The sequence below is a fragment of the Pedobacter indicus genome (assembly GCF_003449035.1).
Taxonomy (GTDB): domain Bacteria; phylum Bacteroidota; class Bacteroidia; order Sphingobacteriales; family Sphingobacteriaceae; genus Albibacterium; species Albibacterium indicum.
Window position 1 is genome coordinate 2252411 of sequence record NZ_QRGB01000001.1, and the last position, 19681, is coordinate 2272091.

Sequence of the window (19681 nt, forward strand, 5' to 3'; positions counted from 1 at the left end):
TTTAGGGTGCCTGGAAAAATGAAAAGGCTGTTTGTCCATATTTTCGTTTTTCCATAAAATAAGCCTCATTTTCAAAATCCATATATGACGGATGTTCTAAAATAAAATATCCATGCTCTTTTAAAAGGCCGCTTTCTAAAATCATCTTTGGCATTTCTTCAAGTTTAGCCATGTCGTATGGAGGGTCTGCAAAGATGATGTCAAAAGCTTCGTGTTTTCTTCCTATAAATTTAAAAACATTATCTCGGACAACACGTAGGTTGGTGAGTTTAAATTTGTCAGCCATTTCATTTAAGAAACCGATGCAGCGATTGTTTTGGTCAACCGCCACCAAATTGTCTACACCTCTTGATATAAACTCCAACGCAATACTTCCTGTCCCAGTAAACAGATCAAGAACCCGAATCTTTTCGAAGTGAAATCTATTTGTTAAAACATTAAAAAGAGCTTCCTTAGCCATATCAGTAGTGGGTCTGACCGGCAATCCTTTGGGTGGATTTATTTTTCTGCCTCTTAAGTAACCTGATATGATTCGCATTCAATGGCTCCCGTTAATAAGTTTACATCGGAAAAATTACAAAGGTCGATATCCGACATTTCTGATGTGGCCTTGAGTAATGAAATATTCCTTGTATACTTTTCTAATTTTCTATAATACACACTGTTTTCGTCTTCAATACCCCATAAATAGAATTGAGTAATAGACGGGATAATATTTAATTTACTAAATGTAGTCAGTAAGAAGAAATTAAACTCATCAGGCGTTGTGGCCTTAAACACATTGTGAAAACGAAGGGTATTATCTTCTAATAAAATAATCTCAAAGGCATCTTGAAAGAAATTGATACCCACGAGTGCTTTGTACTTGACTTTTAAGTTGCTTAACTCATTGATGATTATTGTAGTGGTAGGGATCAGATCGATGTCCTTCAACGTGGATATCCAAAACTGATATTCATCACGCGGGATAAAGTTAGCTACACATTGTTGGCTTGATACGACCGATGTGTAAACTTGGTCAGGGTCGATATCGTTCATATCCGCAACCGTCGGATAGTGATCTCCCTCTTGAAGTTCCCTGGGCAAGAGAAAGATCTTTTTAGGGAATACAAGGAGAAAGGTGCTATGAAAGCGGAGACTCAAGATTTCCGTATTCTCTTTAAAGGCCTGTTCTGTAGGAGACTCTCGTAATAAGCGTATCTTATTTTCTGTATCAACGACCGCAATTTGGCAAATTTGACTTGCTTGGTGGATAAACAGCTTGCACGCCAAGCTGTTTTCCGTAACAAATTTTTCGGTTTCCTGTATTCCAATTTGTCTTTCCATTCTGAACAAAAATAGCTTTTCAATTCGATTTGACAAACCTTTTCATAACTTTGGACGTGGTTAAGGCTGAATTTTTTGATCAATATTTCCCGGGGAATCCGACTGAAGACCAAAAGAAGGCTTTTAGGCGGTTTGCAGAATTTTTAAGTTCGAGCGAGACATTTTCTGCTTATGTTTTAAAAGGCTATGCCGGTACTGGGAAGACGACCATAATCAGTACACTTGTCCGAGCTTTGCCACAACTGAAAATGCGCACGGTATTGCTGGCCCCAACGGGGAGAGCGGCTAAGGTTATCACATCTTATTCACGAAAAGCTGCTTTTACGATCCATAAGAAGATTTATAGAAAACGGGTTGCCGGAACGCCTGATATGGATTTTGATTTAGCAGAAAATAAGCATACAAATACTGTTTTCATCGTTGACGAGGCGTCAATGATCTCCAATGAGCGTATGGCTTTTTCCCGACAGAGTTTACTGGAAGATCTTATTGAATATGTCTATAGTGGCGAAAACTGCCGGTTGATGCTGGTGGGCGATACGGCTCAGCTTCCACCAGTTAAATTAGTCGAAAGTCCGGCATTGTCCTTTAAGGTACTGGCCACTTTATTTAACCTAGAAGTATTCGGGGTTGAACTCCGTGAAGTGGTCCGACAGCAAAAGGAATCTGGTATTCTCCATAATGCTACGACCGTACGTGATCAGATACTGCATGCGACAGATCAAGAATCTACGATTGGTTTTCCGCAGTTAGATGTGAAAGGCTTTAAGGATATTTATAGGATGACGGGGGAGAAGCTGATCGAGGGTCTGGAGTATGCCTATAATAAATATGGTATGGAGGAGACACTTGTTATCTGCCGTTCCAATAAAAATGCGAACCTATACAATCAGAATATCCGCAACAGGGTTCTTTACAGGGAAGAAGAGTTAACGGGTGGTGATTATATTATGATTGTCCGAAACAATTACTTTTGGACGGATGGTGAAGAGAATCAAAGCTTTATAGCCAATGGAGATATGGCAAAGGTGCGACGTGTTGGGAATATTCATGAACAGCATGGATTTCGCTTTGCTGATGTGACGCTGGAATTTATCGATTCGACTCATCATGAACCCTTGAGCTGCCGGGTACTATTGGATACCTTGTATTCAGATAGTCCCAATCTAGGTCGTGACGACCTGAATAAACTTTTTGAAGCCGTAATGCATGATTACGAACACTTATCAAGCAAAAAAGAACGGATACAGGCATTGAAAGAAGACCCATATTACAATGCATTGCAAATTAAGTTTGCTATGGCGGTAACTTGTCATAAGGCGCAAGGTGGGCAATGGGCTGCGGTATTTGTGGATCAAGGTTTCCTGACCGAAGAAATGATCGATACGGAATTTTTGCGTTGGCTTTATACAGCCTGTACGCGCGCTACGCATGAACTGTTTCTACTTAACTTTTCGGACCAATTTTTTGAAAAATAGCCGGATTATGCGCTTAATACGCAAGTAGCTTTTTCATTACTTCAGCCAATTTGCTTTTCGCTAAAAAATGTTCTTCCAGAGTCTTGTTCATCGGCACGGCGGTATCCAGACTCGCACAGCGCATGATGGGTGCATCTAAATATTCAAAGCAATTCTCTGAGATGTAGGCTGCTATTTCTGCTCCAATTCCAGCAACCAGCGTGTCTTCATGTAAAATTAATACGCGACCGGTTTTCTTAACCGCTTCTTCAACCAATTGCTTATCCCATGGTAAAATACTCCTTAAATCGATCAAAGTGGCCGATATCTCTTGGTGATCATCTAGATAATCCAAAGCCCAATGTACACCGAGTCCATAGGTGATGATGCATACGTCTTGCCCTTCCTGAAGACATGATGCTTTTCCGATCGATATGATATAATAATCGTCCGGTATCTGTTGATGAATTTTACGATACAGGTATTTATGTTCAAAGTAAATTACAGGGTTCGGGTCTTCGATTGCCGATAACAGCAGCCCTTTCGCATCATATGGAAAAGCAGGGTAAACCACCTTAAGTCCGGGTGTCTTCATAAACCAGGCTTCAGTCGATTGAGAATGAAACGGTCCGGCACCTGTGCCCGCACCCGTAGGCATTCGGATCACAACATCGGCATTTTGTCCCCAGCGGTAATGGGACTTGGCCAGATTGTTAACGATCTGATTAAAACCCATGCTTACGAAATCAGCAAACTGCATTTCAATTATTGATTTATATTCTTTAATAGATAATCCTAATGCTGAGCCAATTATTGCAGATTCACAAAGTGGGGTATTTCGAATGCGTTCTTGTCCGAACTCATCAACAAAATGCTCACTTACTTTAAACGCGCCCCCATAACGCGCTATATCTTGCCCCATCATGACCAACTTGTCGTATCGTCTCATTGCTGATCGCAATGCATCTGAAATTGCATCAATATAGCGAAGATCAGACATTTTATCAGATGGAGGAGTTGTCGCGCTAGGCTGAAATGGAGCGTACATATCCTGTAGTTCCATTGAAGGGTCGATAGGCTCAACAGAATGCGAGAAACTTTGATGGATCGCAGTTTCGATTTCCTGTTTGAATCGTTCGCGAGTCTGGTCGACATCTTCTTGTGTAATTATTTTCCGCTGCAAGAGATAGTTTTCGAAATTGGTGACCGGATCCTTCTCGGCCCATTGTTTAAACTCTTCTTCTGCAATGTACTTCGTTCCGGATGCTTCTTCATGACCCCTCATGCGGAATGTTTTGCATTCAATAATAATTGGGCGGGCATGGTTTCTAATTTCCCTAGCCTTCTCACTTATCGTTGAATACACTTCAAGGATATTGTTTCCATCAATTTTTATTGCTTCAATGCCGTAGCCTACTCCTTTGTCTACTAGATTCTTACACCTGTATTGTTCATGTGTAGGTGTAGATAGGGCATAGCCATTGTTTTCGATCAGGAAGATTACAGGTAAGTCCCACACAGCAGCAACATTTAATGCTTCATGGAAGTCCCCTTCACTGGTACCGCCCTCACCTGTGAAAACCAACACACATTTTGCTTCTCTGTCGAGTTTATGACCTAGGGCGATACCGTCAGCTACTGCTAACTGTGGACCAAGGTGCGAGATCATCCCCACGATTTTCAATTGCTGTGACCCGAAGTGAAAGGATCTGTCACGCCCTTTCGTAAATCCTGAATACTTACCCTGAAACTGATCGAGTAGTTGTACGAGATTGATATTTCTGCCGGTAAAAACTCCTAAATTTCTGTGCATTGGCAAGATGTATTCATCGTCCTGCATTGCCAGTGTTGCTCCAACAGCGACAGCTTCTTGACCGATACCAGAAAACCATTTCCCGAGTTTTCCCTGTTTTAACAAAGTCAGCATACGCTCTTCAAATAAGCGAGGAAACACAAGCGCTTGATATAGTGCTATTTGTTCTTCTTGACTCAAAGCGTAACTGTCAAAGTCCATCATAGTTTAGGTATAAATAGTTTTGGTTAATTTACGAAATCTCCTATTGTTTTCTTTATTTAATTAAATTTGTCGCTATTCCTTTGAACAAAAGATAAGAAATATGGTAAAATACGAGCGTTTCGAACTAAAAAATGGACTACGGGTATTGGTTCACGAAGACCCTTCTACCCCCATGGCTGTTGTCAATATATTGTATGATGTCGGAGCGCGAGATGAAGACCCGGATCAAACTGGTTTTGCTCATCTTTTTGAACACTTGATGTTTGGCGGATCAATTAATATCCCTGAATACGATCGTCCTTTGCAAATGGTAGGTGGAGAAAATAACGCGTTCACCAGCAATGACATTACGAACTACTACCTTACGCTTCCGGCTTTAAACCTGGAAACCGCTTTTTGGCTGGAGAGCGACCGGATGCTGAGTTTGGCATTTGGTGAGAAGAGTTTAGAGGTTCAGAAAAATGTTGTTTGTGAAGAGTTTAAGCAACGGTACCTTAACCAACCCTACGGCGATGTCTGGTTAAAGTTACGTCCGTTAGCCTACCACGTTCATCCCTACCAATGGGCCACAATAGGCAAAGAATTATCTCATATCGAAAATGCTAAAATTGAAGATGTAAAAGCTTTCTTTGCCAAACATTATACACCGCAAAATGCGATCTTAGTTGTTGCCGGCAATGTAACTACAACAGAGGTTCGAACTTTAGCTGAAAAATGGTTTGAACCAATTGACCCTGGCAACAAATACATCAGAAATCTTCCTGCAGAACCGGAGCAGACAGAACCAAGAAGAGAGGTTGTAATGGCGGAAGTGCCAAGCGATAGTCTTTATATTGCTTTTCAAATGTGTGATCATCATGACCCTGATTACTACGTTGCTGACCTTATATCAGATCTCCTGTCGCGGGGTTCATCATCCCGATTGTATCGGCGATTGCTAAAAGAGCAAGAATTGTTTAGCGAGATTAACGCGTATATTTTAGGAAGCATAGACAGAGGCTTGTTTATTGTTGAAGGAAAACCCTTGCCCGGTATTGATATTGATACCGCCGAGACTGCCATTTGGAAGGAACTGAAGATTATGGCGGATGAAGATGTACTGGATTATGAACTGGAGAAGGTTAAGAACAAAATTGAATCGACCATGGCATTTTCAGAAATGTCCATTTTGAATAAAGCGATGAATTTAGCTTATTATGAGCTGTTGGGAGATGCAGAGATGATCAATACAGAGTTGGATCGCTATTTATCAGTCAGTCTGGATGACATAAAACGTGTCAGTTCCGAACTGTTTAGAAAAGAAAATTCATCTACATTAATCTATTTATCACAAGAGCATGCTTAATAGAATAAATCCTCCCGTTTTTCACCCAATAGAGAATATAAATATTCTTTCTCCAGAATCTTTTAAGCTAAGCAACGGTGCTAAACTTTTCGTCTTTTCAGCAGGAGAGCAAGATCTGGTGAGAATACAATGGGTATTCAATAATCGAAGTTTCCAAAAAGATAAACCAGTTCTTCATGCAGCATTAAGTGCAAATTTGATGGAGGGCACAGCAAAACATTCGAGTGCGGTAATCGCTGAATCAATTGATTATTACGGTGCTTTTCTTTACCCTGAGTTTAGTTATGATCATATTAGCCTTAACCTGATCACAATTAGTAAACATCTGGACAAGGTATTGCCTATCGTTATTGATATTCTGAATAACGCAGCTTTTCCTCAACAGGAACTCAATACTTACTGTAGAAATGCGAAGCAGGGACTTAAGATTTCGTTGAAAAAAAATGATGTCGTAGCAAGACGGGAGCTGAACCATGCACTATTTGGAAAAAGTATTTACGGAGTTAAGGCTGAGGAAGAAGACTATGATGCTTTGCAACGGACAGACCTAGTCTCGCTTTTTGAGGATCAGATCCATCCGTCCGATTGCACTATCTTTCTTTCTGGCAAGGTAGCGGGCCCGGTTGCAGATTACCTGATTCAAAGTCTTGAAAAGCAATGGCATGCGAAGGAATTATCTAAAGTGAATGACTCTGTAATCGAAGTACGGGAAACGACTGATAAGATCGTCGTACAACGGGAAAAGGCATTACAGACGGCAATTCGACTTGGTAAGCTAAGTATAGGAAGAGACCACCCTGACTTTCCTTCTTTGCAAGTTGTAAATGCTCTTCTAGGTGGGTTTTTCGGCTCAAGGCTTATGGCTAATATCCGTGAAGATAAGGGCTATACCTATGGGATCGGTTCTCATTTGGTATCTTTGCAGAAGGCGGCTTACTGGATAATAGCGACAGAGGTGGGGGCAGAGTTTACCTCTCCGACATTGAAAGAGATTGAATATGAAATGGGTCGGTTACAACAAGAGGCAGTTTCTACCGAAGAGCTGAGCCTTGTAAAAAACTACTTATTGGGATCTTTGCTGGGTAGCGTAAATGATGTATTTTCACATGCAGATAAATTTAGACAAGTATATTTCTCAGGTCTTTCGCTAGACTATTACGATTATTATACAGAACAAGTCAATGGGATGACTCCAGAAGATGTTCTATCGCTTGCAAATACTTATCTGGATTTTGATAAAATGACCCAGGTTCTTGTTGGAAGAGTATAATTTTAATATAGAAATAGACTAACCGTGAATGATATGAATAAATTTTTTACCAGCGTAGTAAAAAGTCTGAGCCTGGCTATCCTGTTGTTGCTATTTTTACCAGTATTGGCACAGCAGAAAAACAATAGCGACCGACCAAATATTGTAATTATTATATCGGATGATCATGCGTTCCAGGCGATAAGTGCTTATGGAAGTCAGCTGATGCAAACACCCAATATGGACCGCTTAGCCAAAGGGGGTGCGTTGCTGAACAGAGCCTATGTTACCAATTCTATTTGTGATCCTAGCCGGGCGGTGTTGTTAACGGGTAAATACAGCCATAAGAACGGCTTCAAAGATAATGAGACTTCGGTTTTTGATCATGGGCAGGATCTGTTTGTAAAAAGGTTGCAAGAAGTCGGATATGAGACTGCATGGATTGGTAAGCAACATTTAGGTAACAAGCCGCAAGGCTTTGATTACTGGGAAATCCTTCCCGGACAAGGGAGCTACTTTAACCCTGATTTTTTGAAGATGGATGGAACTCGCGCGCATTATGAAGGATACGTATCGGATATTATCTCTGATCTGACCGAAGGTTGGCTGAATGAAAGGGACGCGTCTAAGCCATTCTGTTTGGTGGTGGGTCATAAAGCGACGCATCGAACATGGATGCCGGATACCGGTGATCTAGACATGTTCGAAAATGTTACCTTTCCTCTTCCTCACAACTTCTACGATGGTTATGAAGGGAGAGAAGCGGCCAAAGTGCAAGACATGACGATAGCTAAAACTATGATCATGGGTTATGATTTGAAAATGCTGACAGGGGTAGAGAATGAGGGAACGGTTAATCGGATGACTCCTGAGCAACGAAAGAAGTATCAGGAGTTCTACGGACCGATAGAGGCTGATCTGAAGCAGCGGAATCTACAGGGTAGGGAGCTGGTTGAATGGAAATACCAACGTTACATGAAAGACTATCTAGCCACCGCAGCTTCGTTAGACCGAAATGTGGGACGGGTATTGGATTATCTGGATGAAAATGATTTAACGGACAATACCGTGGTAATCTACCTGTCCGATCAGGGTTTCTACTTAGGGGAGCACGGATGGTTTGATAAACGCTTCATGTATGAAGAATCGTTTAGAACACCGATGTTTGTTCGTTATCCGGGAGTAATTAAACCCGGAACGGTGTCGGACGATTTTATCATGAACCTGGACATTGCACCGACCTTGCTAGATGTTGCGAACGTAGAGATTCCAGACGACGTTCAAGGTGAGTCGTTCTTACCCGTTTTAAGTAAAAAGTCGGCAACAGGAAGAGATGCGATGTTCTATCATTACTATGAAAATGGAGAGCATTCGGTCTCTCCTCATTTTGGTATCCGTACGAAGCGTTATAAGCTGATCCGCTTTTATAAACGAGTAGAAAGCTGGGAGCTATTTGACTTGACTAAAGATGCTAATGAAATGGAGAATCTCTATGGCAAGCCTGGTTATGAAAAAATTACTGCTAAACTAAAGAAAGAATTAGGGAAGCTTATTGAGCAGTATGAAGATACCGAAGCAGCACAGGTTATGGCTCAAAAAATTGACTAAAAAAGAGAAAACTTTCAAAATAACTATTAATAGGTATGGAAGGTTAGTGAAAAGCGCGTACTTTTGATATTAGTTTATTGAACCAAATCAAAATTTTTAACCCATTTTTTACTGGTGCTTTAAGCTATACTTAATTTGAAACATAAATATGGCCTCTATCCGAGGCTATATTTATTTTAAATCACTTGTGTTTTTCTGGTAGTGTCTTGCACTTTGAGGTAATTTACCTATTAATCGGTATTGCTTGAACATGACAGAAAATAATATCTTTGGCATTAAATGGAAAGAATATTTAAAGTCGATTATCAATCTAGTGGGTGTTATACTGTGATTAAAAACAATGAAAAATTTTGTAAATGACTGGTAATAAGACAAAAATAGGAATGAAGAGTACCCGGGAGCAGATTCGAACTGCCACGCCCTTAGGGCGCCACCCCCTCAAGATGGTGCGTCTACCAATTTCGCCACCCGGGTAGGTAATAGGACTGCAAATATATCATTTCATATAGAATTATTATACTTATTTGTCACTATTTTGAATTTAAATAAAGCTTAAACGAAAGAATGAAGATTACCAATATTTGTTGCATCGGAGCCGGCTACGTTGGTGGCCCAACAATGGCAGTTATCGCTAAACACAATCCGCATATTAAAATAACGGTTGTTGATATGAATGCGGAACGCATCGCTGCGTGGAATGACCCGGATGTTAACAACATACCAATTTATGAACCAGGACTAAGTGATATCGTTGCAGAGGCGAGAGACAAGAATCTATTCTTCTCTACAAATGTGGATCAGGCTATACTTGATGCAGAGATGATCTTTATATCTGTTAACACGCCCACAAAAACCTATGGTAAGGGCAAAGGGATGGCTTCTGACCTAAAATATATTGAACTGTGCGCGCGTCAAATCGCAAAGGTCGCTAAGACCGATAAAATTGTGATTGAAAAATCAACCTTGCCCGTACGTACAGCTCAGACAATCAAGAGCATCCTGGATCATACTGGAAACGGTGTCCAATATCAAATATTATCTAACCCGGAATTCTTGGCCGAAGGAACAGCTATTCGTGATCTGGAGAATCCTGATCGTGTGCTGATTGGTGGAGACCATGATGAAGAAGGACAGAAGGCGATCGATGCGTTGGTCGATATTTACGCTGCATGGATTCCGCGAGAGAAAATTCTGACTACAAATGTCTGGTCGTCTGAATTATCAAAACTAACTGCTAATGCGTTTTTAGCACAACGTGTTTCTTCGATCAATGCAATATCAGAATTATGCGAAGTTACCGGAGCTGATGTAACCGAAGTTGCGCGGTCCATCGGGATGGACAGTCGGATCGGCAATAAGTTTTTACAGGCATCGGTTGGTTTTGGCGGGTCGTGTTTTCAGAAGGACATTTTAAACCTAGTTTACATAGCCAAGTCATATGGGCTGAATGAAGTTGCTGACTATTGGGAACAAGTTATCATAATGAATGATCATCAAAAGACCCGATTTGCACATAATATTATCCGGACACTTTATAATACGGTGTCGGGTAAGAAAATTGCTTTTTTAGGTTGGGCGTTTAAGAAAGATACGAATGATACGCGTGAATCTGCAGCTATTTACGTAGCCGATATTTTACTACATGAACAGGCTGAGTTAGCCGTATTGGATCCGAAAGTCAGTTCAGATACGGTTTATGCAGATTTAGATTATTTGAAAACACGCTCTCCCGAAGAAAACAGAAGTCTGGTACAGGTTGGATCTGATCCTTATGAAGTTTGTCGCGATGCACATGCTATTGCTATTTTAACTGAATGGGATGAATTTAATACCTATGATTGGAAGCGAATATTTGACAGCATGAAAAAGCCCGCTTTTGTATTTGATGGCCGCAATCTTTTGGATGCAGCGAAGCTAAAAGAAATTGGTTTTGTATATGAGTCTATCGGTGTTCGATAGACTCATGACTGTCGTCCTAAACGCCGGTATAGTTCCAGGGCGTGATCGCTTTGATTTCTGCTTTGATTTTATGAGAAACATTTAGACCATCCACAAACTTAGCGATCGTTTCTTCATTAACCCGCTCATTTGTTCTTGTCAGGTCTTTCAGGGCTTCGTAGGGTTTAGGATAACCTTCTCTACGGAGAATGGTCTGTATGCCCTCTGCAACTACAGCCCAATTGTTTTTCAAGTCGGCGCGGATAGCTGATTCATTAATGATTAATTTGTTTAGACCACGCATGAGTGACTTAAGGGCAATGAGCGTATGAGCAAATGGGACACCGATATTTCTTAAGACAGTGGAGTCGGTTAAGTCTCTTTGCAATCTGGAGATCGGAAGTTTTGCGGCCAGATGTTCCAGCATTGCGTTAGCGATACCCAGATTCCCTTCTGCATTTTCAAAATCGATCGGATTTACCTTATGTGGCATGGCGGATGAACCGATTTGTCCGGCAACGATCTCTTGCTTAAAGTAATCCATCGAAATATATGTCCAGATGTCCCGGCAAAGATCGTTTAATATGTTATTGATTCGTTTTAGAGCGTCACAATGGGCTGCAAAGTTATCGTAATGTTCAATTTGTGTAGTGAATTGAGATCTGGATAGTTCTAAGGTTTCATTGACGAAGTGATTTGCAAAAGTCACCCAATCTATCTCTGGATAGGCCAAGTGATGGGCATTGAAATTGCCCGTAGCACCACCAAACTTTGCTGAAAAAGGAATCTGTTTCATAAGCTTAACCTGATTCTCCAATCGCTCACAAAATACTTTGATCTCCTTGCCCAGCCGAGTGGGAGACGCTGGTTGGCCGTGTGTTCTCGCTAGCATCGATATTTTGTCCCATGTATCAGATAAATCGATTAACTTATCAGAGATCGATTTGATTTCAGGATAGTAGACATCTTCAATAGCCTTTTTCCATGCCAGCGGAATTGCCGTATTGTTCACATCTTGAGATGTTAAACCAAAATGGATAAATTCTTTCGTTTCCTTAATCTGTAATTCGACAAACCTTTCTTTAATAAAGTATTCGACGGCTTTTACATCGTGGTTTGTTGTTTTTTCTATTTCTTTAATACGTTCAGCATCGCTTTCTGAAAAGTTTTTGATGATATCACGTAATTTGGTCTTTATTGAGTCATCTAGCGCTGGCAATTGGGGGATTCCACTTTCGCTCAGTGCGATATAGTATTCTATTTCTACATAAACACGAAAACGAATTAACGCATATTCAGAGAAATAACTTGCCAATTTTGCCGTCACATTATGATAACGACCATCAATTGGGGAGATCGCAGATAGGGGAGAGAGTTTCATGGAATCGATATTTTGAGAACGCAAATGTAAATAATCTAGACCTAACAAAAAAGCCCGCACAATCATGTACGGGCTTTTTTGTTAAAAAATGTCTGGTATTTAGTCGATAACGTTTGTATCGATGTCAGCTGAATCAATTACAGCAGTATCAACATCGTTAACAACCATAGTATCTTCTTCAATAAGTACATCCACTTCTTCTGCGTCTTGAGTCTCAGTTGGCTGAGAGTTACAAGCTGCTGCAGCAAAAGTTAAAGCTAATCCTAAGAAACCAAATTTGAATAGATTTTTCATTTTTAATTGTTTTTTTGTTGTTAAAATAACTAGTTTATTTTATCCTTAATACCCTATTTGGGAAAAGGTAACCCCTATGCTGAGAAAAAATAAAAATATTTTTAGTTCCTAATCCATAACACTTTCTAGAACCACCTTCGTTTATATTTATATATTTATGAAAAAATGGGTTACTTTTATTCGTTTTAAGTATTAAAAGGTGAACAGAGTACAAGAAGAATACAGAGATGATCAGGAGGTACTAAAAGGTATAGCTGAGGGTTCAACAGCAGAACTAGAATATCTATATGCAAGCTACTATCCGATGGTCTATCAACTGATTGTGAAGAACAACGGAGATGAAGACGATGCAAAGGATATTTTTCAAGAAGCAGTTATCGTTCTGTATGATAAGGTGCAGTCGGGAGACTTCGTTCTTAGTAGTAAATTAGGAACTTTTCTTTATTCTGTTAGTAGGCGACTGTGGTTAAAGAGGTTAAATAAATCAGATCGATTAATACTCAATACTCAGGAGCAAGAAGAGCTGGTCGGAGTTGAAGATGATTTGGCAGAGTACTATCAGAAAGAAGATCAATTTTTACTGATGGAGGAATCATTGCAGTTATTGGGTGAACCTTGTCAGACCATTATAAGTGATTTTTATCTGCATAATTTATCGATGCAGGAGATATGTGAAAAATTTGGTTATACGAACGCAGACAATGCGAAGAACCAGAAATATAAATGCTTACAACGATTAAAGAAACTATTTTTTAAATAAAGATATAATGAAGAAGGATTTAGATTTTATTACACAAGCTGATTCTTATATCAGAGGTGAAATGAGTCCAAATGAGCGGAAGGAGTTTGAAGACTACTGCAAAGAGAATCCAACGGAAGCCGTGCGATATGAAGAGCATCGACTTTTGGTACAGAAACTTAATGAATATCAGAATAGGATTGACTTTCGGGCGAAACTAGAACGTGTGAGTGCAAATGTCAAGCTGAACGATGTGTTGGATAAGAATGATAGCAATAAGATTATTCGTTTCTGGAAAAGCCACGGTGTTGATATGTTGGTCGCAGCGTCGGTAGCTTTGCTTATTGTTTTTTCCACACTGTGGATGTCTGGTTTTTACAGCAATGTAAAAGACAATACCAGTATGTATAGTGCTCTAAAGCGTGATATGAATCGTATTCAGAGTAACATGAACGCGCAAAACCGTGTAATCAATAATATAAGTTCAAATGTGCAAAAAACAGAACCTAGTAGTTTCGGAGGGACAGGGTTCGCTTTAACATCGAACGGGTATATTGCGACCAATTATCATGTTATTAGCGGCGCTGATTCTGTTTATGTGCAGAATGAAGAGGGAGCTTCGTTTAAAACGAACGTCGTTTATATTGATCCAACTTATGACATCGCTTTGCTAGAAATTGTTGATCCAACATTCCAAGAATTAGGTCCGTTGCCATACACTTTCAAAACTGAAGAATCTGAACTAGGTCAGAATATATTCACTATTGGTTTCCCGCGTGAAGAGCCCGTGTATGGGAGAGGATATTTAAGTTCGAATACCGGTTATGGTGGAGATACCGTAGCATACCAGGTATCTATTCCTGTGAACCCAGGTAATAGCGGCGGACCTGTTCTGGACGACTCTGGTAATGTGATCGGCGTAATCAATGGTAAACAAAAAGAAGCTGATGGCGCGGCCTTCGCCGTAAAAACAGAATATCTGTTAAAGTCACTCGAAAGTGTTTCGCGTGATTCGTTGGATAAGAATCTTGTTTACAATAAAACAAATCTATTGAAAGGATTACCACGTACAGCACAAATAAAGAAAATAAAAGATTATATCTACATGGTCAAAGTATATTAATCCGTTTAATGTGTTTTGTAAAGCGTGTTACTCTCAAGGTAATACGCTTTCTTTTTATAAAATAAATTGAAATAAAATTTTGCAACCGATTGCAAAATCATTAACTTTAATTATTCGAACCTAAATATATGCTCTCTTATGCTTAAAAATACACTTGTTACGGCCGTGCTATTTCTGACAGTTTCGATTGTATCCGCGCAGAAAATCGCATCCCTAACTGTTACGTTAACCAACTCTTCAGTTTCATCAAGCGTTCCGGCCAGTGTGTCGCTGGACAAAATCACACTACTTCCTGATTCGATGATTTCACTTTTTGAAATAACTGATGGTGATCGGAGGCCAGTAGCTTATCAGATTGACAATGGGCAGGAGCGTACCATGTATTGGTTGATTAGTCCTGGTAAAAAAGGGCAACGTGTTTTCGAGCTCGTAGAGGCTAAACCCCAATTGGCTGATGATGCAGTAGAGGTCCAAGATGAAGATGGGGCTCTCTTGATTAAGTCAGCCGGGAATAATTTATTGCGCTACGTTTATAAAACACGTTACCCGCCCGAAGGCGTTGATACAGCTTTTAAGCGCAGTGGCTTTATCCATCCTTTTTGGACACCAAAGGGGCAAGAGCTTACAAGAATAGACCCGCCAGATCACTACCATCACTATGGTTTGTGGAATCCATGGACCAAGGTGTTGTTCGAGGGAGATGTTGTTGACTTCTGGAATTTGAAAGATCGTAAAGGGACAGTGCGTTTTGCCAATCTTGTTTCGACAAATCAAGGCGCTGTGTATGGTGATTACCAAACCGTTCATGAGCATATAGCATTTAAAAAAGACGGAAAAGAAAAAGTAGCACTCAATGAGCTGCAGACCGTCCGTATCTACAAGCCAGATGCTGAGCAGGATTATTATGTTATGGATATTACGATACAGATGAATTGCGCTTCAGCTAGTCCGGTGATCCTTCAAGAATATCGCTATGGTGGGTTAGGTTGGCGCGCGACTGAGGCATGGAATGACGATAACAGTGAAATCTTAACATCGGAAGGTAAAACCAGAAAAGATGCAGACGGGAGTAAAGCTCGTTGGGTTATCGTACAGGGAGAGCTTGGTTCAGATTATGGTGGTGCGGTTATGATGTCCTACCCGACAAATTATAATTACCCAGAGCCGCTTCGTATCTGGCCAGAAGGAATAAATGGTCGCGGCGATGTATATGCCAATTTTTCGCCAACAAAGGATAAAGATTGGCCGCTCTATCCGGGTAGTAATTATGTGCTGAAATACCGTTTCTTGGTTTATAACGGAAAAATGGACAAACAACACGCAGAAAGCGCTTGGCAGCAATATGCTCATCCTCCAAAAGTGACAATCCATCTTGCTAACTAACTCTTAACATATTAAATATTCAATCTTTTACTTAAAAGTTTAAATCAATGCCCAAAACTAAATTTCTGATGCAGGTACTGTTGTTTTTCTTTTTCATAGGAACTCCCACTGCCTTTGCTCATCCGCCAGCTAAAGCGCTAAAGAACAGTAAAATATTACTTTACACTAAGAATGGGAAAGGTTTTGTTCACGATAATATTGCGAGTGCGGTTGAGGCCATTAAAAAACTTGGCGAGGAAAATCGCTTTCAAGTTGTCGTGTCAGACGATCCGTCCGTTTTCACGGAAGATAATCTAAAACAATATAAATTACTGGTGTTTGCGAGTACAAACAACGATGTTTTTGATACCGACGAACAGCGTGTGGCCTTTCGCAGATATATACAAGCAGGAGGGGGCTTTGTTGGTATACATTCAGTTACTGGAACGGAGAGGAACTGGACTTGGTTCAAGAAGATGATTGGTGGTACTTTCTCGTGGCATGCTGTTCTTCAGGATTTTAAAGTCATCAATATCAGACCAGAACACCCTTCGATGGAAGGCGTACCAAAAGAATGGATACGAAAAGATGAATGTTATTTTACGAAAGAAATGTATCCGGGAATCGTTGTGTTGATGGCACATGATCTAACCTCATTGGATATGACCTTACGTAAAGATCAGAAGGCTTTAGTTGAAAAACATTCTGCGCATTTTGGTGAGCTTTACCCAGCCGTTTGGTATCAAAAGTTTGACGGTGGAAATATCTGGGTAACTACTTTGGGGCATATGAAGGAAAGCTACGAGGATCCTCAGTTCATGAAACACATCTTGCAAGGAATTAACCATGTTGCTAGTGAAACAAAGAAATTAGACTACAGCAAAGCCTATGCAACAGACAGGGACGATGCTGTACGTTATTAACTAATCAACTAATCAATCTAAATTTTAACTTACCATGACTAACTCAGGAAGAAGTTCTTTTATTAACCGAAGAGATTTTGTTAAAACTGCTGCGGCAGGCTCTGTGGCATTTTCAGGTTTTCCATCCATCGTGCCGTCTTTTGTTTTGGGAAAAAACGCACCAAGTAATCAAATCAATATCGGTCAAATTGGCTGTGGGCGTATTGCCCAAACTCATGATTTGCCAGAAACATTTAAAAATAAGAATGTTCGTATTGTCGGAGTTAGCGATGTAGACCGAAGCCGTCAACAAGGCTGTAAAAGGTTGGTTGAGGGGTGGTATGCCAAAAGAGATGGAGGGAGTCGGTCGGTAGATATTAAAGAGTATGACGATTACCATGATATGTTGGCAAACAAAGACATTGATGCGGTGATTATTAGTACGCCCGATCATTGGCACGCGCAACCCGCTATTGAGGCAGCGCTGGCTGGCAAGCATATTTACCTCCAGAAACCAACATCGTTAACGATTGAAGAAGGTAGGCAGATGAGTGATGCTGTCCAGAAAGCAGGTGTTGTATTCCAGCTTGGTAGTCAGCAACGTTCCATGAGTCCTTGGCCTCAATTTAAAAAGGCTTGTGAATTGGTGCGCAACGGTCGTATAGGCAAAATCCATACAGTAAAAATAGGTCTACCGTTTGATCCCGCCGGCGGAGTATCTACAGAAATGCCAATACCAGAAGGATTTAATTATGACATGTGGTTGGGGTCGACTCCATATGTTCCTTATACGATTGATCGTGTTCATCCTGAAAATCCGCATGACCGGGGTGGATGGTTGCGCCTGGAGCAATTCGGTGCAGGAATGATTACAGGATGGGGGGTGCATCATATTGATATTGCTCATTGGGGCATGGATACAGAACTTACCGGGCCGATTGAAGTGGAAGCCACAGCAGAATTCCCGACAACCGGTTTATGGAACGTCCATGGCAAATATGAAGCTCGGGCTCGTTATAAAAATGGTGTTGAAATGCTGATGGGAGATTATCCTAACGGCGTTCGCTTTGAGGGAAGCGATGGATGGATTTTCGTAAGTAGGGGAAATGTTGGTGTTACAGCCAGTGACCCAACCAGTGGGGATAACAAAGCATTTCAGGCGAGCGACCCTAAAATACTCGGTTCGGAAATCGGTCAAAACGAGATCCATTTATATGCCAGTCCGGAGCAACATCAGAACTGGGTAGAATGTATCGTTGATAAGAAAGAGACCATTAGTCCGGTTGAAGTAGCCCATCGGTCATGCAGTGCTTGTCTGGTACTTCACGCGGCGATGAAGGTGCCGGGGAAACTCTATTGGGATCCAAAAAAAGAGGAATTCAAAGATAATGTAGAAGCAAATAAGCTTTTATCAAGACCTCAGCGATACCCTTATGGAACCAATTATGTTCAGTATAAAAAGGGCTAAACTTTAGAAAAGAAAATAGAAAACCCTATATTAGAAGCTAAATCCAATAGATGGAATAGAAATCTAATTTTATACTAACCTTATCTTAAATGAAGAAAATTTATTTAGTCCTGAGCGTTTTGTTTGCAGCAGGGTGCTCAGGCTCTTCGGAAAATAACTCTTCTGAAGCCACAAATGACAATGTTAAGCTAATAACCCTGGCGCCGGGGCACTTTCATGCCGCCTTGGTGCAAAAGAGTATGTATCCAGGTGTTGATTCCACTGTACACGTGTACGCCCCCGAAGGGTCGGAGCTAGATGCACATATGGCTCTGATTGAACAATACAATTCTGATCCGGACAATCCTACTGCCTGGAAAGAAGAAGTGTATACCGGTTCGGATTATCTGGAAAAGATGCTGAAAGATAAAGCAGGAAATGTGGTCGTGCTTGCCGGGAATAACCGCGAAAAAATCAACTACATTGAAAAGTCCATAGATGCGGGTCTAAATGTATTGGCTGACAAACCAATGGCAATTGACAAAGCTGGCTTTGAAAAATTAAAGACAGCTTTCGAAAAAGCAAGCGAAAAAGATCTTCTTTTATATGACATCATGACCGAGCGTTATGAAATCACAACCATGCTTCAGAAAGAGTTCTCTCTGATAAAGGATCTATATGGCGAACAGGAAAAAGGTAGCCCCGATAATCCAGCTGTGGTAAAAGAGAGTGTGCATCATTTCTTTAAGTATGTATCCGGAAACCCTTTAACCCGTCCGGCATGGTTCTTTGACGTTGCACAACAAGGGGAGGGGATTGTCGATGTGAATACACACTTGGTAGATATGATTCAGTGGACTCTGTTTCCCGATCAAGCAATTAATTATGAGCAAGACATCAATATGCTTTCAGCAAAGCGTTGGCCCACAACAATGAGTAAAGCACAGTTTGAAGAAGCTACAAAACTGTCAGAATATCCCGAATATCTTGAAAAAGATGTAGAGGGGGACTCTTTGAAAGTATATTCCAACGGTGAGATGAACTATACGTTGAAAGGCGTACACGCCAAAATATCAGTTATTTGGAATTTCCAGGCACCAGAAGGAACTGGCGATACACATTATTCCATTATGCGGGGTAGTAAAACCAATTTGATTATTCGGCAAGGTGCGGATCAGGGTTATAAACCATTGCTGTATATCGAACCAGTAGGAGGGAAGACGGATGCGTATAGCGAAGCTTTAAAGACTGCTTTACAAACCATTCAAAGTAAGTTCCCCAATGTCGAGTTAAAGGAAAACGATAAAGGCTGGGAGGTAGTGATACCTGAAGAATATAAGGAAGGACATGAAGCGCACTTTGCACGTGTTACTGAGAAATATCTTGAATTCTTAAAAGATGGCAGCATGCCAGATTGGGAAGTTCCGAACATGATTGCAAAGTATTATACAACCACAGCTGCATTGGAGCTTGCGAAGGAAGGAAAGTAGGTC

The 19681-nt window shown here is 40.7% G+C and carries 16 protein-coding genes and 1 tRNA gene; 11 read left to right on the plus strand and 6 right to left on the minus strand.

Annotated elements, in window-relative coordinates; all coding sequences use genetic code 11:
- Nucleotide 1: 1 nt before the first annotated feature.
- Nucleotides 2-538, minus strand: coding sequence for a 16S rRNA (guanine(966)-N(2))-methyltransferase RsmD (rsmD, locus tag D3P12_RS09995; protein ID WP_118195116.1), 537 nt, complete (start codon nt 536-538; stop codon nt 2-4).
- Nucleotides 514-1326, minus strand: a complete 813-nt coding sequence (locus D3P12_RS10000; protein WP_118195118.1) for a DUF3822 family protein — start codon at nt 1324-1326, stop codon at nt 514-516. Before D3P12_RS10000 ends, rsmD begins: the two co-directional genes overlap by 25 nt.
- Before the next feature lie 56 nt (nt 1327-1382).
- Here D3P12_RS10000 and D3P12_RS10005 point away from each other — a divergent pair, with 56 nt between their 5' ends.
- Complete coding sequence (locus tag D3P12_RS10005) at nt 1383-2804, plus strand: ATP-dependent DNA helicase (protein ID WP_118197065.1); 1422 nt, start codon at nt 1383-1385, stop codon at nt 2802-2804.
- 13 nt (nt 2805-2817) lie between these two features.
- On the opposite strand, the gene D3P12_RS10010 is transcribed toward D3P12_RS10005, so the two are convergent.
- Nucleotides 2818-4800: an alpha-ketoacid dehydrogenase subunit alpha/beta gene (locus D3P12_RS10010; RefSeq protein ID WP_245977427.1), complete on the minus strand. Its 1983-nt coding sequence runs from the start codon at nt 4798-4800 to the stop codon at nt 2818-2820.
- Nucleotides 4801-4900: 100 nt separating this feature from the next.
- On the opposite strand from D3P12_RS10010, the gene D3P12_RS10015 reads away from it, so the two are divergent.
- From D3P12_RS10015 to D3P12_RS10025, 3 genes are read left to right on the plus strand one after another with little or no spacing between them, the layout of a single operon-like run.
- The gene (locus D3P12_RS10015) at nt 4901-6145 is read left to right on the plus strand and encodes a M16 family metallopeptidase (protein ID WP_118195120.1); all 1245 of its coding nucleotides are present in this window, start codon (nt 4901-4903) and stop codon (nt 6143-6145) included.
- Nucleotides 6138-7415 carry a M16 family metallopeptidase gene (locus D3P12_RS10020; RefSeq protein ID WP_118195122.1) on the plus strand — a complete coding sequence of 426 codons (1278 nt, stop codon included), beginning with the start codon at nt 6138-6140 and terminating at the stop codon, nt 7413-7415. Before D3P12_RS10015 ends, D3P12_RS10020 begins: the two co-directional genes overlap by 8 nt.
- A 33-nt stretch (nt 7416-7448) precedes the next feature.
- On the plus strand, nt 7449-9002 hold the full coding sequence (locus D3P12_RS10025) for a sulfatase family protein (RefSeq protein WP_118195124.1): 1554 nt from the start codon (nt 7449-7451) through the stop codon (nt 9000-9002).
- 391 nt (nt 9003-9393) lie between these two features.
- On the opposite strand, the gene D3P12_RS10030 is transcribed toward D3P12_RS10025, so the two are convergent.
- A tRNA-Leu gene (locus D3P12_RS10030) sits at nt 9394-9476 on the minus strand.
- Nucleotides 9477-9566: 90 nt separating this feature from the next.
- Between D3P12_RS10030 and D3P12_RS10035 the strand changes: the two genes are divergently transcribed.
- The gene (locus D3P12_RS10035; protein WP_118195126.1) at nt 9567-10961 is read left to right on the plus strand and encodes a nucleotide sugar dehydrogenase; all 1395 of its coding nucleotides are present in this window, start codon (nt 9567-9569) and stop codon (nt 10959-10961) included.
- A gap of 16 nt (nt 10962-10977) precedes the next feature.
- Here the strand turns inward: D3P12_RS10035 and purB are convergent, their stop codons facing one another.
- A complete protein-coding gene (gene purB, locus D3P12_RS10040; protein WP_118197067.1) occupies nt 10978-12321 on the minus strand; it encodes an adenylosuccinate lyase in 1344 nt (447 codons plus the stop codon).
- Nucleotides 12322-12420: 99 nt separating this feature from the next.
- Nucleotides 12421-12615 (minus strand): hypothetical protein, encoded by a 195-nt coding sequence (locus D3P12_RS10045; protein WP_118195128.1) that lies wholly within the window; start codon nt 12613-12615, stop codon nt 12421-12423.
- A gap of 199 nt (nt 12616-12814) precedes the next feature.
- On the opposite strand from D3P12_RS10045, the gene D3P12_RS10050 reads away from it, so the two are divergent.
- From D3P12_RS10050 to D3P12_RS10075, 6 genes are all read left to right on the plus strand, one after another.
- Entirely contained in the window at nt 12815-13375 is a 561-nt protein-coding gene (locus D3P12_RS10050; RefSeq protein WP_245977428.1) for an RNA polymerase sigma factor, read from the plus strand.
- Nucleotides 13376-13382: 7 nt separating this feature from the next.
- Nucleotides 13383-14477: a S1 family peptidase gene (locus tag D3P12_RS10055; RefSeq protein ID WP_118195130.1), complete on the plus strand. Its 1095-nt coding sequence runs from the start codon at nt 13383-13385 to the stop codon at nt 14475-14477.
- Between the two features lie 138 nt (nt 14478-14615).
- Nucleotides 14616-15860: a DUF6807 domain-containing protein gene (locus tag D3P12_RS10060; protein WP_118195132.1), complete on the plus strand. Its 1245-nt coding sequence runs from the start codon at nt 14616-14618 to the stop codon at nt 15858-15860.
- A 47-nt stretch (nt 15861-15907) separates the two neighbouring features.
- A complete protein-coding gene (locus tag D3P12_RS10065) occupies nt 15908-16762 on the plus strand; it encodes a ThuA domain-containing protein (RefSeq protein ID WP_245977429.1) in 855 nt (284 codons plus the stop codon).
- A gap of 34 nt (nt 16763-16796) precedes the next feature.
- Entirely contained in the window at nt 16797-18209 is a 1413-nt protein-coding gene (locus D3P12_RS10070) for a Gfo/Idh/MocA family protein (protein WP_118195134.1), read from the plus strand.
- A gap of 89 nt (nt 18210-18298) precedes the next feature.
- Nucleotides 18299-19678, plus strand: a complete 1380-nt coding sequence (locus D3P12_RS10075; RefSeq protein ID WP_118195136.1) for a putative oxidoreductase C-terminal domain-containing protein — start codon at nt 18299-18301, stop codon at nt 19676-19678.
- Nucleotides 19679-19681: the final 3 nt, after the last annotated feature.